The sequence below is a fragment of the Glycomyces salinus genome (genome assembly GCF_016428645.1).
GTDB lineage: Bacteria > Actinomycetota > Actinomycetes > Mycobacteriales > Micromonosporaceae > Glycomyces > Glycomyces salinus.
This window is the reverse complement of record NZ_JAELXW010000032.1, coordinates 17,682-33,280: the sequence shown is the minus strand read 5'-3', so window position 1 is coordinate 33,280 and position 15,599 is coordinate 17,682. Positions and strand designations below refer to the sequence as shown.

The window sequence follows — 15,599 nt, the reverse complement described above, 5'->3', positions numbered from 1 at the left end:
TCAGGCGAGCTTGTCGGCCAGGCTGACCACTTCCACGTCCATCGAGGAGTTGGCCGGGAAGGTCATCTGCGAGGGGGCGACCTTGGCCGAGACCAGGTGGGAGCCCAGGGCGGCCACCATCGCGCCGTTGTCGGTGCACAGCTTCGGCCTCGGGTAGCGCAGGATCAGGCCCGCCTTCTCGGCGCGTTCCTCCGCCAAACCGCGGAGCCTGGAGTTGGCGGCGACGCCGCCTCCCAGCAGGAGGGTCTCGACGCCGTGCTCCTTCGCGGCCAGGATCGCCTTGCGGGTCAGCACGTCGCACACCGCTTCCTGGAAGGCCGCCGCCACGTCGTCGACCGGGATGTCGCGGCCCTCGGCCTTCTGGGTCTCGATCCAGCGGGCCACTGCGGTCTTGAGCCCCGAGAAGGAGAAGTCGTAGCGGTGCCGCTCCATGTCCTTGGGCGCGGTCAGGCCGCGCGGGAACTCGACGAACGCCCGGTCGCCGTCGCGGGCGTGCCGGTCGATGTGCGGGCCGCCCGGGAACGGCAGGCCCAGCAGGCGCGCGACCTTGTCGAACGCCTCGCCCGCGGCGTCGTCGATGCTCGCGCCGAGCTGGGTCACCTTACCGGCCAGGTCCTCGACCATCATGATCGTCGAGTGGCCGCCCGAGACGAGCAGGCCGATCGCCGGCTCGGGGATCGGTCCGTTCTCCAGCGTGTCGACCGCGATGTGGGCCGAGAGGTGGTTCACCCCGTAGAGCGGGACGTCGGTCGCCAGCGAGTACGCCTTCGCGGCGGCGACGCCGACCATCAGCGCCCCGGCCAGGCCCGGTCCCGCGGTCACGGCGATGCCGTCGAGGTCGTCGAGCGCCACGCCCGCCTCGTCCAGGGCCCGCTGCACCGTCGGCACCATCGCCTCGAGGTGCGCGCGCGAGGCGACCTCGGGGACCACGCCGCCGAATCTGGCCTGCTCCTCGACCGAGGAGGCTATGGCGTCGGCCAGCAGATCGTGGCCGCGCACGATCCCCACGCCGGTTTCGTCGCACGAGGTCTCGATGCCCATCACCAACGGTTCGCTCATCACAGGTCCATCCTCATCACCGCCGCATCGGTGCCGGTGTTCTGGTAGTAGTTCTTGCGCACGCCGATACCGTAGAAGCCGTACCGGTCGTACAGTCGCTGGGCCGGTTCGTTGTCGACCGCGACCTCCAGGAACATCGCCTTCGCTCCGGCCGCTCGGGCGCGGGCGAGCAGGTCGTCCATCAGCAGCGTGGCCACGCCGCGCCGCCGCGCTCGGGGATCGACGGCGATGTTGTTGATCCACGCCTCGCCCGGTCCCAGCGCCATCCCGGCGTAGCCGAGGACGGTCTCGCCGTCGAAGGCGGCCCGGTAGTCGTGTCCGGCGGACAGCTCGGTCCACAGCAGGGCCTCGCTCCATGCCTCGGGGCCGAAGATCTCCTTCTCCATCTCGGCCACCGCCGCCAGGTGCCACCACCGCAGGCGGCCCAGCCGCACCCGTCCGTCGACCATGGCCGCCACGCTAGGCGCGCACCGGCTTCGCGTCCGGACGGCGCAGGTACAGCGGGGTCAGGTGCTCGCTCGGAGCGCCGGAGCGGATGCGCGGGGCGGCCAGCTCGGCGAGCTTGACCAGGTCCGGGTAGACCGGCGTGGTCTCGGCCTCGACCGGCAGCAGGTCGGCGTACATGGCCGCGCCCTCCCCGATCGCGTAGTCGGCGCCGGTCTCGGGCAGCTCGGCGGGCTTGCACACCTGCGGGTCGCCTTCGCGCGCGCCGCTGTCGTAGACGGCCCAGTAGATCTCCTTGCGCCGCGCGTCGGTCGCTACCAGGGCCCGGCCGAGCGTGTTGCCGCCGATGCCGTCGAGCGAGCAGACCCCGTAGACCGGGACGCCCGCGCCGTCGGCGAACGCGGCGGCGGTGACCATGCCGACCCGCAGGCCGGTGTACGGCCCCGGGCCGGTCCCGGCGACCACGGCGTCGACCTCGCCTCGGCCGGACTCGGCCAGGCACGCCTCGATGAAGGGGGTCAGGCGCTCGACGTGGCCCCTCGGGTCGATCTCGCGCCGGAACGCCTGGAGGAACAGCTCGTCCCCGTCGACCTCGACGATCGCGGCCTGGACTGCGCTGGTGGCGGTGTCAACGACGAGTACCTTCATGCGGGCGCGCCCACCGGCAGGTCGAGCTGCTCGCAGCGGGCGGCCCAGTCGCCGCCCCTCGGGTGGAGCGCGATGCGGCGGGTCTCGTCGGCGTCCCGCTCGATCGCGATCTCCAGGTGGGACTCGGCCAGGCGCTCGGCGAGGCCGGCGCCCCATTCGACGACGGTGACCGAGTCGGCCACGTCGGTGTCCAGGTCGAGGTCGTCGAGCTCGTCGAGGTTCTCGAGCCGGTAGGCGTCGACGTGGACCAGGGGGAGGCCGGCGCCGCCGGCCCGGTGGGTGCGCGCGATGACGAAGGTGGGGCTGGTGATGCGCCCTCCGACGTCGAGTCCCGCGCCGATGCCCTGGGTGAGGGCGGTCTTGCCGGCCCCGAGCGGGCCGGTGAGGATCACGAGGTCGCCCGCGCGCAGGATCGCGGCCAGGCGCGTCCCGAAGTCGTGGGTGTCCGCGGCGGTGGGCAGGGACTTTATCTGGTCCGGCCTCACGTTGTCACTCCTCTGCGTGCGTGTGACGGGAGAACGGGGACCAGCGCAGGCGGCGCTGGGGCCCGGCGGTGTTCGTCTCGCCGATCGGGTCGATGTCGACGGCGGACTTGTCGATCATCTCCAACAAAAGTTGTGAGATCTCACCAGGGTACTCGAGCTGTGGCGAGTGCGCCGCCTCGGCTATGAGCGCGAAGCGCGACCCGGGAATGGCATCGGCCAGGCGCCGCGAGTGCTGCGGCGGGGTCAGGATGTCGCTGTCGCCGACGGCTACGAGCACCGGCACACTCCCGAACTCCTTCAGCGTCGCCGTCTCCTCGTGGTCGAGGATAGCGCGCAGATAGCCGACGACGCTCTGGACGGGAGTGTGGCGGTTCATGCGCTCGACCAGCTTGACCAGCGAATGCGGCGGGTCCTCGTGGGCGAAGGCGTTGCGGCGGGTGACGAGGTAGCCGATGTCGCCCGACAGCAGCCGGGCCCGGTCGATCAGCTGCGGCGTCCACCCGGTGCCGGTGATCTGCTTGAGCAGCGGCAGCACGGTGCGCCGCAGTCGGCGCAGCGCCCGCATCGGCTTGGTCTCGACGGTGTCGAGCCCGCCGGGGCTGGTCGAGAGGAACCCCACGCCCTTGACGCGCGGGCCGAACAGGTCGGGCCGCACCCGCGGGAACGCCTGGATCGTCATGCCGCCCATCGAGTGGCCGACCAGGACGAGCGGTCCGGTCGGGACGACCGCGTCGATGACGTCGCCGAGGGTCAGGGCCAGGTCGTCGATGCCGTACTCGGCGCGCGGCAGCGGCCCGGAGCGCCCGTGGCCGGGCTGGTCGTAGAAGACCGCCCGGACCGAATAACCGCGCCCGGCGGCCTCGGCCACGGCCTTGCGCTGGAAGTAGAAGGTGGAGGCGTCGTGGAGGTAGCCGTGGGCGAACACGACGGTGAGGTCGGCGTCCTCGGGGCCGACGGTCTCGACGTGCACGTCGACGCCGTCGCCGGTGGTGACGGTGCGCATCGAGTTGGTCGGCGGCAGCTCGAACGGTTCGGTGGCGTACGGGTCGCCGGCGTCGGCGCGGGTGCGCCGGGCCAGGTAGCGCGGCACGCCGACCGCGATGGCGGCCCCGGCGGCGACGCCTCCGGCGATCCCGCCCGCGATGGCCAGGCGGCGCATTCGGCTCACTTGCGTTCCTCCAGTCCGCGGTTCCAGAGCCGCGGGACGCGGCCGCCGATGCCGGTGAGGATGTCGTTGGGGATGGTCCCGGCCCATTCGGACCAGTCGTCGGCGTCGGGATGGTGGTCGCCGGCGCCGATGAGGATCGCCGGCTCGCCGGGCCGGACGGTCTCGTCGCCGAGGTCGACGACGAACTGGTCCATGCAGATGCGGCCGAGGACCCGGCGGCGCTTCCCGGCGAGGTAGACCTCGGCGCGGCCGGAGGCGGCGCGGGGGACGCCGTCGGCGTAGCCCAGGGGCACGAGCGCGACGTTGGAGTCGCGTTCGAGGTGGTAGGTGTGGCCGTAGGAGATGCCGGTCCCGGCCGGGAGGCGCTTGACGGCCATGACGGCGCCGCGCAGTTCCATCACCGGTTTGAGGTCCACCGGCAGGCGCGGGACGGGGTTGTAGCCGTAGAGGGCGATCCCGGGGCGCACCAGGTCGTAGTGGGTCTCCGGATCGGCGATGAGGGCCGCCGAGTTCGCCAGGTGCCTGAGTTCCGGTTCGATTCCGGCGGCGGCGACGGTGCCGAGGAACCGCTCGAACGCGGCCTTCTGCATCGCGTTGGCCGGGTGGTCGGCCTCGTCGGCGCAGGCCAGGTGGCTCCAGGCGCCGACGATCTCGATGCGCCCGGCGGACTGGTGCTTGGCGGCGGCCTCGCAGTAGGCCTCCCATTCGTGCTCGGCGACGCCGCCGCGGGAGATCCCGGTGTCCGCCTTGAGGTGGACGCGGGCGGGGCCGCGGCCGACCGCGACCGCGACCGCATCGAGCTGCGCCAGGGAGGTGATGCCGATCTCGGCGCCGGCGCCGATGGTCTCGGCCAGGCCGGGCTGGTCGGGGGCGTACACGAACCCCAGGACCGGGACCTCGGCCAGTTCCGGCATGCGGGCCAGCCGCCAGGCCTCGCGGAGCGTCGCGACCCCGAGCCGGGCGGCCCCGGCCTCGACGGCGACGCGGGCGGTCGGGACGACGCCGTGACCGTAGGCGTCGGCCTTGACCATGGCCATCAGCGGGGCTGAGGTGAGTCCTGCGAGCGTCTCGACGTTGCTCGCCAGGCGTCTCCAGTCCATGCTGGCCTTCGCCAGCCCCGACATGTCGGCCGAAACCGGCTCAGACACGGTGCGGTAGTTGTCAATCGCCACGGTTCAAGACTACGTGCCCGAGCGGCTCTGCTCTTTCAAGGCTCCGCCCGCTTTCCTCGCCGAAATTCGCGAGGCGGGGGCGGTCGCCGCTCGGGCACACGGCCCTATTCGAGCTCGGCGCGGACGATCCGGGCGGCCTCGACCAGGTTGGCCAGGGCCGGGCGGACCTCCTCGTATCGGCGGGTCTTGAGTCCGCAGTCGGGGTTGGCCCACACCCGCCGGGCGTCCACGGCCCGGACGGCGAGTCGCAGCGATTCGGCCATCTCCCCGACGGCCGGGACGCGCGGGGAGTGGATGTCCCACACGCCCGGTCCGATGCCGCGCCGGTAGTCGGCGCGGTCGAGGTCGGCCAAGACCTCCATCTTGGAGCGGGAGGCCTCGATCGAGGTCACGTCGGCGTCGAGGTCGGCGATGGCGTCGATGACCTCGCCGAACTCGGAGTAGCACAGGTGGGTGTGGATCTGCGTCTCGGCGCCCACGCCCGAGGTGGCCAGGCGGAAGGCCCGCGTGGCCCACCGCTTGTAGTCGCCGCGGCGGTCGGCCCGCAGCGGCAGCAGCTCGCGCAGCGCCGGCTCGTCGACCTGGATGATCGCCGTCCCGGCGCCCTCGAGGTCGGCGACCTCCTCGCGCAGGGCGAGCGCGACCTGGTCGGCGGTCTCGGACAGCTGCTGGTCGTCGCGGACGAACGACCAGGCCAGGATCGTGACCGGCCCGGTGAGCATCCCTTTGACGGGCTTGTCGGTCAGGGACTGGGCGTAGCCGGTCCACTCGACGGTCATCGGCTCGGTCCTGGCGACGTCGCCGTAGAGGATCGGCGGGCGCACGCACCGCGATCCGTAGGACTGGACCCAGCCCGAGGCGGTCACGGCGAAGCCGGTGAGCTGCTCGGCGAAGTACTGGACCATGTCGTTGCGCTCGGGCTCGCCGTGGACGAGCACGTCGAGTCCGGCCTTCTCCTGTTCGGCGACGACGGCGGCGACCTCGGCGCGCATCCGGGACCGGTAGTCGCCGTCGATCATCAGGCCCTTGCGGTGGGCGGCGCGGGCGCGGCGGATCTCGGCGGTCTGCGGGAACGACCCGATGGTGGTCGTCGGCAGCGGCGGCAGCTCGATCTGCGCGGCCTCGCGCTCGGCGTAGGGGACGCGGCGGTCGGCGCCGTCGCCGAGGGCGGCGAGGCGGGAGCGGACGGCCTGGTCGCGCCAGTGGTCCGGGGCGTCCGGGCGGGTCGGCCGCGGCGCGGCCGGGTCGGCCAGGGCGACGACTTCGCGGAGTTTCTGGCGGGCGAACGACAGGCGCTCGACCAGGGCGTCCGGCAGGTCGCCCTCCGCTTCGAGGTCGACCGGGACGTGCAGGAGCGAGCAGGAGGTCGACACGCCGGGCCGGTCGGTGAGCGCGGCGACCCGTTCGAGGTCGGCGGCGGCACCGGCGGCGTCGGTGCGCCAGATGTTGCGGCCGTCGACCACCCCGGCCAGCAAGAATGTTTCACGTGAAACATTCAGTGACGCAAGCAGATCCAGGTCGTCACGGCCGCGCACCAGGTCGAGGGCGATTCCGGCGGCGCCGGCCTCCAGCAGGACCGGCAGCGCGGAGCCGAAGGGGCCGTAGCCGCCGGTGACGATCAGCTCGGCGAGGCCGGCGAGCCGGTCGTAGGCGCGGCGGACCGCGTCGAGTTCGGCCGGGGTCCGGTCGGCGCACAGGGCGGGCTCGTCGATCTGGATCCGCTCGGCGCCGGCCTCGGTCAGGGCCGCGATGATCTCGGCGTAGGCCTCCACGAGGTCGTCGAGCCGGTCGAGCGGGGCGAAGCCCTCGGGCGCGTCGGCGTCGGGCTTGGCCAGCAGCAGGAACGTCACCGGGCCGACCAGGACCGGGCGGGCGTCCAGGCCGCGTCCGGCCGCCTCGGCGTATTCGGCGACGGCCTTGCCGGGCCTGGCCGCGAAGGCGGTGCCGGGGCCGATCTCGGGCACCAGGTAGTGGTAGTTGGTGTCGAACCACTTGGTCATCTCGAGCGGCACGGCGCGCTCGTCGCCGCGGGCGGCGGCGAAGTAGGAGTCGAGCTCGTTCTCGCGGCGGTGCCTGGGCGCGACGGCGTCGACGGCGAAGGCGGTGTCGAGCATGTGGTCGTAGAGCGAGAAGACGCCGGTGGGCAGCGAGTCGAGGCCGGCCTCGGCCAGGTCGTCGAGCATCTGGGCGCGGATCGCGGCGGCCGATTCCTCCAGGGCGGCATGGTCGATCCGTCCCGACCAGTAGGACTCGACGGCGCGTTTGAGTTCGCGGTGGGCGCCGATGCGCGGGTATCCGGGCACGGTCGCGTGCACGGTGTGCTGAATGTTCATGTGTCAGTTCCCTCGAACTTGGACAGCGCGGACCGCGCGCAGGGCGCGGTACGCCGGCAGGTATTCGGACTCGAGGGCGCCTTTCCCGCTCCTACCGGCCGTCGCTTCCCAGGCCTCCATCCGCCCGGCCTCCTTTCGGCCGGGACCTGAGCCAAGTGCTGTGTGACGGCTTCCGTTCCCTCTCACCGCTGCGGGGCAGTCCTGGAATCGCACCAGGTTCCCTCTTAGCCGAGGCAGCCGACGGCTGTCTCGGAACCGGCGTCGTCTCCGATGGTACGGTCACGCCCGGACACGCACCGCTACGGAGGACACTGATGAGCGATCGACCTCTCGCCGTCGTCACCGGGGCCAGCAGCGGGATCGGCGCCGCCAGCGCCCGCGAGCTCGCCAAGGCCGGGTTCGAGGTGGTGCTCGGCGCCCGCCGGGCCGACCGCCTGGCCGAGGTCGCCGCCGACTGCGGCGGGACCGCGGTGCCGCTCGATGTGACCGACTCCGCTTCGGTGGCCTCGTTCGTCGACCGGCTCGACCGGTGCGACCTGCTGGTCAACAACGCCGGCGGCGCGTTCGGGCTCGAGGAGGTCGCCGAGGCCGACCTGGAGGCGTGGCGGCGGATGTACGAGGTCAACGTGCTCGGCTGGGCGCGCGTGGCCAAGGCGCTGCTGCCGCTGCTGATCGCCTCCGGCGACGGCCAGGTCGTCACGATCGGCTCGATCGCGGGCCACGAGGCATACCCGGGCGGTGCCGGGTACAACGCCGCCAAGTTCGGCGAGGCGGCGATCACCCGGGCGCTCCGCCTGGAGCTGCTGGGCCGGCCGGTGCGGGTGTGCGAGATCGACCCGGGCATGGTCGAGACCGAGTTCAGCCTGGTCCGCTTCTCCGGCGACGGCGAGCGCGCCGACGCGGTGTACGAGGGCATGACCCCCTTGACCGCCGAGGACGTGGCCGAGGCGGTCGCGTGGGTCGCGACCCGCCCGGCCCGCGTCAACATCGACCAGATCACGATGATGCCGCGCGACCAGGCAGGCGCCAGGATCGTCCACCGTGCCGATTTACGGCTCCGCAGGCGTCGCCGAGAGCCGGGGATAACTCGACGATCCGGATCACCGGGGAGCGCCACTGCTCCCAGTGGTCCGGGTTCGCCTCGTCGCCGAGGGCCTTGAGGACGCGTATCTCCAGGCGCCACCGGCCCGGTTCGAGCACGTCGGGCCGGTCGGCCTCGAAGTCGGCCAGGTCGATCACGGCCGTGTCGTCGGGTCCGGGCGAGCGTTGCAGGTACTCCTCGCGGTCCCATTCGAAGACCTCGCCGGTGTCGGCGTTCTCGACCGTCGCCTCCAGGGCCCGGGGCATGTGTCCCAGGTAGACGAGGGCTGCCGGGAGCCGGTCGTCGGAGAGGCTGAACTCCTCGTCCTCGCGCAGGTCCCGGAACTCGGCCTCGCCGGTCTCGGGGTCCTCGTCGACCACGGCCGCCAGCTTCGGGTAGTCGGGGTGTTCGAGGACCGGGATGTCCAGGTAGTTCCCGAAGTAGCCGGAGTAGGCCGCGGCCAGGGGCCGTCCTTGTTCGGGCCTGGCGAGGACGCGGCCGCCGAAGACGCTGCCTTCGGGCAGTTCGGCGTTCGGGGCGATGGTGACGGTCACTTTCGCGGTCTCGCCGGGGCCGAGTTCGACCGTCTTCGGTTCGAAGTCGACCTCGGGTGCGGCCACGTGGTAGCCGGTGTCGCGGATGTCGCCGGTGGTGGCGATCGCGGTCTGGTGGCCCATCCGGTAGGACTCGGTGCGGTTCGAGGCAGAGGCCAGTTCGACCTCGAAGGTGCGCGCCTCCACGCCGTCGCCGACGTTGATCCCGGTCGGGGTGAGCGCGCCGGGGGCGTCGAGGGCGGCGGTGACGTCGATGACGCCGGTGCCCTGCCGGTGGACGGCCTCCAGGTATCCCAGTTCGGGGTTCTCGCCCCACATGACGGGCCGGGCCGAGTTGGCCAGGCGGTCGCGCACGGCGGCCGGGTCGAGGCCGGGTTCGGCCTGGAGCAGCAGCGCGGCGGCCCCGGCGACGTGCGGGGCGGCCATGGAGGTGCCCGACAGGGAGCGATAGGAGCCCTCGTCGACCGGGTAGGTCGACCAGATGCCGCCGCCGGGTGCGGACAGGTCGGGCTTGAATCCCAGGTCGGGGGCCGGGCCCCAGGAGGTGAACATCGAGGCCTGCCCGCCGCGCGGCAGGTCGACGGTGGCGGTGCCGGCCTTCCACTCCAGGACCGGCTCAGCGCCGATCTCGGCCAGGTCGCGCAGGTCGCGGCCGTCGGTGTCGGTGACGGCGACCAGCGGGACCTCGAGGTTCTCGGCGCCGGAGCCGCCGAAGGGGCCGGGCCGGTCGTTGTGGACGACCACGGCCGTCGCGCCCTCGGAGACGGCGCGCTCGTACTTCTCGGCGAAGGTGCAGCCGCCGCGGACCATCAGCGCGGTCCCGCCCTCGACGTCCCCGGCGGATTCGTCGTCGTCGCAGCCGCGGCCGAGCCACACGAGCGGGTCGGAGGTGGTGCCGGGCTCGGGCTCGGGGGCCTGGTCGATGGTGCGGTGGCCGATGCGGCGGTCGAGGTCCGGCGCGTAGGCGGCGCTCATGCGCATGACGGGGTTGTCGGTGGAGGCGACGCCGATGACGTCGGTTCCGACGCCGGGGGCCGAGGCCGACCAGATCCCGGCCTCGCCGGAGTTGCCGATGGAGGCGGTGACGACGACGCCTTCGTCGGCGAGCGAGTCGGCGGCTTCGGCGGTGGGGTAGCCGGGCCACTGGAAGGACTGGCCCAGGGACAGGTTGACCACGTCCATGCCGTCGTCGAGGGCGGCCTCCAGGGCCTGCATGATGACTTCGGCGCTGGTCGAGCCCTCGCAGCCGAAGACCTTGTAGGCGCCGAAGGTGACGCCGGGGGCCGCGCCGGTGACGCCTTCGGCGGCCTGTCGGTCGGCTCCGACGATCCCGGCGACGTGGGTGCCGTGGCCGGCGCAGTCGGCGGGGTCGTCGTCGGGGACCGGCTCGGCGTTGTCGGGGTCGTCGGCGTCGTAGTCATCGCCGACGAGGTCGGTGCCGAGTTCGACGCGGCAGCCGGGGCCGAAGCAGCCGCCGAGATCGGGGTGGGTGTAGTCGATGCCGGTGTCGATGATGCCGACTTTGAGGCCGGTGCCGTCGACACCGCGGGCGTGGGCGTCGGCGGCGTTGGTGGTCTCGGTGGCGCGGGCCATCTCGGTCGGCTCCGACTCGGGCAGGGAGGGGCTGTTGAAGGTGACGTCGGCCCAGACGCGTTCGACCCGGTCGAGCGATTCGAGGCCGTGGGCGGTGGCCGCGTCGGCTTCGAGCGAGACGCCGTTCCAGATGCGGTCGAAGTCGTGGCGCAGTTCGACGCCGGGGGTCGTCTCCAGGTCCGCGGCCTCGGCTCCGGCGGCGAGTTCGACCAGCCAGACATGCTTGGAATCGTCGGCCCGGGCGGGGGCGGCCGAGAGCATCGGCGCGACGAGCAAGGGGAGTGCGGCGGCGAGCGACAGGTGGCGGCGTGCCTGCATCGGGGTCCTCTCGGTGTGTCCGGTTGGAACCCGATCTTGGGCGACACTCTGCTCGGCCCGGCGGATATCGGGCGGCGTGTCGCCCAGCGCACGGGAGGTGAGCGGTCTCACCGGTAGTGGACGGGAATGGGTTAGGCCGTGGCACCGTTGAGGTAGATGCAAACGCATGAATTTTTGATCCGCTGCGGCGGGGAACTGGAGCCACGATGCAGTTCGGAGTCTTCTCGGTCAGCGACATCACGCGCGACCCGGTCTCGGGGCACACCCCGAGCGAGGCCGAGCGGATCAAGGCGGTCGTCGAGATCGCCGTCAAGGCCGAAGAGGTCGGCCTCGACGTGTTCGCCATCGGCGAGCACCACAACCCGCCGTTCTTCTCCTCCTCGCCGACCACGCTCCTGGCAGGCATCGCCGCCCGCACCGAGCGGCTGATCCTGACCACCGCGACCACCCTGATCACCACCAACGACCCGGTGCGCATCGCCGAGGAGTACGCGATGCTCCAGCACCTGGCCGGCGGCCGCGTGGACCTCATGCTCGGCCGCGGCAACACCGCGCCGGTCTACCCCTGGTTCGGGCAGGACATCCGCAAGGGCCTGGAGCTGGCCCTGGAGAACTACAACCTGCTGCACCGGCTCTGGCGGGAGGACGTGGTCGACTGGGAGGGGAACTTCCGCACCCCGCTCCAGGGCTTCACCTCCACGCCGCGCCCGCTGGACGACGTGCCGCCGTTCGTGTGGCACGGCTCGATCCGCACCCCCGAGATCGCCGAGCAGGCCGCGTTCTACGGCAACGGCTTCTTCGCCAACCACATCTTCTGGCCCTCGGCGCACTCGCTGCGGCTGATCGAGTTCTACCGGACCCGGTTCGAGCACTACGGCCACGGCACCAAGAAGCAGGCCGTCGTCGGACTCGGCGGCCAGGCGTACATCGCCAAGCGGTCCCAGGACGCGGTCAAGGAGTTCCGGCCCTACTTCGACGAGGCCCCGGTCTACGGCCACGGGCCCAGCCTGGAGGACTTCAGCCAGATGACGCCCCTGACCGTCGGCAGCCCGCAGGAGGTCATCGACAAGACGCTCACGTTCCAGGAGACCTTCGGCGACTACCAGCGCCAGCTGTTCCTGATCGACCACGCCGGGATGCCGCTGAAGATGGTCCTCGACCAGCTTGAACTGCTCGGCGGAGAGGTCGTGCCGGTGCTGCGCAAGGAACTGGCCGCGCGCCGCGACGCCGAGGCCGCCCCGGCCCCGACCCACGCCGGCCTGGTCGAGGCCAAGTACGGCGACGGCCCGGTCCGGCAGCCGCGCCCGAACGCCAACCGCGGCGACAACGTCACCGGCGGCTCGCCATACCAGGACAGCCAGGACAGCGCGACCTACCCGACCATCGGCTAGGAGGAGGAGATGACCCGTTCGAGCGGCCGCCTGGCCAACGACGCGTGGGAGTCGCTCCTGGTCGCGCACGCGGTCCTGATGAAGCGGTTCGCCGCCGAGGACATCTGGGTCGAGGTGTCGATGCGCGAGTACGACGTGCTCTACACCCTGTCCAAATGCGACGAGCCGACGCGCCTGGGCGAGTTGGGCCGCAACGTGCTGCTGAGCCAGCCCGCGCTCTCGCGGCTGGTCGAGCGCCTGGTCGAGCGCGGCCTGGTCGCCCGGAGCGCCGACCCGGCCGACGGTCGCGGCGTCCTGCTCGACCTGACCGAGACCGGGCGGCACGTGCAGCGGCGCGTAGGCGGGCGGCACGGCGCGAGCGTCGCCCGCTCGGTGCGCGCCGAACTGACCGAAGAGGACATGCTCAAGCTGGAGGAGATCTGCCGCAGACTGGCGGGTCAGGACGGTTCTGAAAGGGAGAACGAGGAATGAGCGAGCCGAAGAGGGAGTTCCGGCTGGCCGTGGTCAGCGGCGGCACCAGCGACCCGTCCTCGACCAGGCTGCTGGCCGACCGGGTCGCCGGGCGCGCGGCAGCCCTGGCCTCGGATCGCGGCGAGAGCGTGGCCGTGGACGTGGTCGACCTGCGCGGCCTGTCCGGCGAGATCGCGACGGCCCTGACCTCGCAGCTGATGGGGCCGGGCATGGAGCGCGCGATCGAGGTCCTCGGCCGCGCCGACGGGATCGTCGCCAGCGCCCCGGTCTACAAGGCCGCCCCGAGCGGGCTGTTCAGCTCGTTCTTCCACGTGCTGGACAACGATCTCCTGATCGCCAAGCCGGTGGTGCTGGCCGCGACGGCGGGCACGGCGCGGCACGCGCTGGTCGTCGACGACCAGATGCGCCCGCTGTTCGCCTACCTGCGGACGATGACGGTCCCGACCTCGGTCTTCGCCGCCAGCGAGGACTGGAACGACGCCGAACTGGGCAAGCGGGTCGACCGGGCGGCGATCGAGTTGCTGCTGCTGATGGAGAGCGGCTTCGCCGACCGGGTCCGGGACGAGTCCTGGAAGAGCTACCAGCACTCCTACGGCAGTGCCGGGGGCACCGAGGTGGAGATCGACCTCGACACCGACCTGATGCGCCTGGCGACCGGCGGCGCGCCGCGCCAGAAGCCCAGGTCGGACTGAGCCTCAGAATCTGCGCCAGCAGACCGTGTACGAGTGGCTCGGGAAGTCGTCGCTGGCCCAGGTCGACCAGCCGTCGTTCCCGCACCAGCTCTCGCCCACGTCGTAGTCGCCGGTCCGGCCGGTGACATAGGCGTTCGCGTAGTCGCAGTCCGTGGCGAACTCGTAGTATTCGATGTCATCGGAGACGATCAGGCAGTGGTCCAGCTCCGCGTATCCGATATCGCCGTACGGGTAGATCATGCTGAGGCAGAGCGTCGCGTGCAGGTAGGTGTCGCCCGTCCCGTAGGTCCGCCAATGATTGAAGTAGGTCGAATCGGAGCAGGCGTCGCCGTCCGCGACTTCTTCGATCCGCTCCAGGACCTCGAACACGCCCGTCCCGCAGTCGGTGGTGTACCAGGGCTCGCCTCCGTCGGGCCCGTAGACGCATTCGCCGGGCTGGGCATGGTAGGCGCTGTCGCCTTCTGAGGGGATGAAGCGGAGGCACAGCGCGCGGGAGCCGGAGGTGACCACCTTGTCGGCGTCGTCGACGTAGTCGCACGAGTTCAGGTCGCCGCCCTCGACGATGTCGACCACCTCGAACGTGTTGGCTCCGCAGGTGGTCGGCTCGATGTCGGTGCTGTACTCGTCGCCGTAGTTCGAGAAGCAGTCGCCGATCCGGGCGCCGTCCACCTCATCGGGGCTCTGGCTCTCGGTCGGCTCCTCGTACTCGAACTCGGTGTCCTCATCGGACCAGTCGTCGGACGTGTCGTCGGTGTCCTCGGCTTCGGTGGTCCCGCCCTGAGAGGAGGGCTCGTCTCCGTCGCCTCCGCTCTCGACGAGCGCGGCGATGAGGAGCACCGCCAGGAGGACGGCGAAAACGATCCATCCCTTGTGGGTCGGAGTGGACGAGGATCCCGAGGTCGGTTTCGGGCTGCGCGGGGCGCCGCCGTCGCCGGGACCGTCGTCTGTCGTGCCGCCGCCCGCGGAGCCGGGGCCGACCGTGTCCCCGCCCGGGGAGGGGCCGCCGGTCCGCGTGCCGAACTTCCGGGTGCTGCCGTCCGAGTTCGGGCCGAACCAGACGGTCTCGTCGTCCCCGCCGGCGGCCTCCTCGGCGTGGACATGACCGGCCTGGTACTCCGGTCCCGTCCCGTCCGCGCCGACGACCGCCACCTGCCCGTCGACCTGCTCGTCCGCCGCCAGTCCGCGAGCGCGCAGCAGCTCGGCTACCTCGCGGCGCTGAGCGGCGTCGAGTTCAGCGGTCGAGTCCGGCCACCGGATCGCCTCGTCCGCATAGGGACCGAGCATCGCGATCAGCTCGTCCGGTGAGGGCCGGGCGGCCGGGTCCTTGGCCGTGCAGGCGGCGGCCACGCTCCGCAGCCGGTCCGGCAGGCCGGAGAGGTCGGGCTCGGACTCGACCACGTTCCGCATGGTGGCGAACGGATTGCCGAGGTCGAAGGGATTGGTCCCGGTGGCGGCGGTGACGAGGGTGGTGCCGAGCGAGAAGACGTCGCTGGGCGTTCCGATGTCACCCCCTTCGATCTGCTCGGGCGACATGTAGGGCGGGGCGCCGAGGAACACGCCGGTGTGGGTCAGGGTCGCGTCGCCGCGACCGTCGGTGGCGCGCGCGATGCCGAAGTCGATGATCCGCAGGCCGTTCCCGGTGAGGATCACGTTGGAGGGCTTGACGTCACGATGGACCAGCCCCAAATCGTGGATGTACTGGAGCGCGCGGGCGAACCCGGCCGCGAGGCGCAGGACGGCGTCCTCGCCGAGCGGAGCGGCATCGAGGGCGTCGGCCAGGGTGGGCCCGAAATAGAACTCGGAGGCCAGCCAGGGCCGGTCGGCCTCCTCGTCGGCGTCGACCACGGCGGCGGTCCAGGCCCCGCCGACCGTGCCGCGGGAGTTGAAGACCTCGTGGCGGAACCGGTACCGGAACTCCTCCTCCCGCAGGAGGTGACCGTGGACCAGCTTGAGCGCCACCAGGGTCCGGTCGGGGCCGACCGCGAGGTACACCGACCCCATGCCGCCGCGCCCGAGCTCGGCCATGAGGTCGTATCCGGGAATGTCGGGCAGATCGGCGCGGTCCCGGGGACTGAGAGGTTCCATGCGGCGAGTCTGCGAGACGCGGTCCCGAATCCGTCCCGCGTAGCCAAGGCGGCCAGCCGAATTCCGCGCTCTGGCCCGCTCGGGGCCCCGGGACGGATCGGTGAC

12 protein-coding genes, 1 pseudogene and 1 riboswitch are annotated in these 15,599 nt (G+C 71.9%); of the genes and pseudogenes, 4 read left to right on the top strand and 9 right to left on the bottom strand.

Annotation, left to right across the window (positions count from 1 at the left end):
• From tsaD to metE, 7 genes are all read right to left on the bottom strand, one after another.
• Positions 1 to 1,062, bottom strand: a complete 1,062-nt coding sequence (tsaD, locus tag JFB92_RS11045) for a tRNA (adenosine(37)-N6)-threonylcarbamoyltransferase complex transferase subunit TsaD (protein ID WP_372451623.1) — start codon at positions 1,060 to 1,062, stop codon at positions 1 to 3.
• Entirely contained in the window at positions 1,059 to 1,508 is a 450-nt protein-coding gene (gene rimI / locus JFB92_RS11040; RefSeq protein WP_199038082.1) for a ribosomal protein S18-alanine N-acetyltransferase, read from the bottom strand. Before rimI ends, tsaD begins: the two co-directional genes overlap by 4 nt.
• A gap of 10 nt (positions 1,509 to 1,518) precedes the next feature.
• The gene (gene tsaB / locus JFB92_RS11035) at positions 1,519 to 2,151 is read right to left on the bottom strand and encodes a tRNA (adenosine(37)-N6)-threonylcarbamoyltransferase complex dimerization subunit type 1 TsaB (RefSeq protein WP_199038080.1); all 633 of its coding nucleotides are present in this window, start codon (positions 2,149 to 2,151) and stop codon (positions 1,519 to 1,521) included.
• Positions 2,148 to 2,636 carry a tRNA (adenosine(37)-N6)-threonylcarbamoyltransferase complex ATPase subunit type 1 TsaE gene (gene tsaE / locus JFB92_RS11030; RefSeq protein ID WP_199038078.1) on the bottom strand — a complete coding sequence of 163 codons (489 nt, stop codon included), beginning with the start codon at positions 2,634 to 2,636 and terminating at the stop codon, positions 2,148 to 2,150. Before tsaE ends, tsaB begins: the two co-directional genes overlap by 4 nt.
• A gap of 4 nt (positions 2,637 to 2,640) precedes the next feature.
• Positions 2,641 to 3,795 (bottom strand): alpha/beta fold hydrolase, encoded by a 1,155-nt coding sequence (locus JFB92_RS11025; RefSeq protein ID WP_233162951.1) that lies wholly within the window; start codon positions 3,793 to 3,795, stop codon positions 2,641 to 2,643.
• A gap of 5 nt (positions 3,796 to 3,800) precedes the next feature.
• Complete coding sequence (gene alr / locus JFB92_RS11020; protein ID WP_199038183.1) at positions 3,801 to 4,928, bottom strand: alanine racemase; 1,128 nt, start codon at positions 4,926 to 4,928, stop codon at positions 3,801 to 3,803.
• Between the two features lie 152 nt (positions 4,929 to 5,080).
• A complete protein-coding gene (gene metE, locus JFB92_RS11015; protein WP_199038069.1) occupies positions 5,081 to 7,309 on the bottom strand; it encodes a 5-methyltetrahydropteroyltriglutamate--homocysteine S-methyltransferase in 2,229 nt (742 codons plus the stop codon).
• 38 nt (positions 7,310 to 7,347) lie between these two features.
• A riboswitch (cobalamin riboswitch) is annotated at positions 7,348 to 7,584 on the bottom strand.
• Between the two features lie 39 nt (positions 7,585 to 7,623).
• Here metE and JFB92_RS11010 point away from each other — a divergent pair.
• Positions 7,624 to 8,469, top strand: coding sequence for an SDR family NAD(P)-dependent oxidoreductase (locus JFB92_RS11010; protein ID WP_199038067.1), 846 nt, complete (start codon positions 7,624 to 7,626; stop codon positions 8,467 to 8,469).
• A gap of 745 nt (positions 8,470 to 9,214) precedes the next feature.
• Here the strand turns inward: JFB92_RS11010 and JFB92_RS27225 are convergent.
• Positions 9,215 to 10,537 (bottom strand): annotated as a pseudogene (locus JFB92_RS27225) (S8 family serine peptidase); the annotation flags it as partial.
• Between the two features lie 524 nt (positions 10,538 to 11,061).
• Between JFB92_RS27225 and JFB92_RS11005 the strand changes: the two are divergent.
• The 3 genes from JFB92_RS11005 to JFB92_RS10995 are packed head-to-tail and all read left to right on the top strand — an operon-like array spanning position 11,062 to position 13,409.
• A complete protein-coding gene (locus JFB92_RS11005) occupies positions 11,062 to 12,246 on the top strand; it encodes an LLM class flavin-dependent oxidoreductase (RefSeq protein ID WP_199038065.1) in 1,185 nt (394 codons plus the stop codon).
• A gap of 9 nt (positions 12,247 to 12,255) precedes the next feature.
• Entirely contained in the window at positions 12,256 to 12,717 is a 462-nt protein-coding gene (locus JFB92_RS11000) for a MarR family winged helix-turn-helix transcriptional regulator (RefSeq protein WP_199038063.1), read from the top strand.
• Positions 12,714 to 13,409 carry a CE1759 family FMN reductase gene (locus JFB92_RS10995; protein ID WP_199038061.1) on the top strand — a complete coding sequence of 232 codons (696 nt, stop codon included), beginning with the start codon at positions 12,714 to 12,716 and terminating at the stop codon, positions 13,407 to 13,409. The genes JFB92_RS11000 and JFB92_RS10995 overlap by 4 nt, the downstream gene beginning before the upstream one ends.
• Before the next feature lie 3 nt (positions 13,410 to 13,412).
• Here JFB92_RS10995 and JFB92_RS10990 read toward each other — a convergent pair whose 3' ends face one another.
• A complete protein-coding gene (locus tag JFB92_RS10990; RefSeq protein ID WP_199038059.1) occupies positions 13,413 to 15,494 on the bottom strand; it encodes a serine/threonine protein kinase in 2,082 nt (693 codons plus the stop codon).
• Positions 15,495 to 15,599 lie beyond the last annotated feature (105 nt).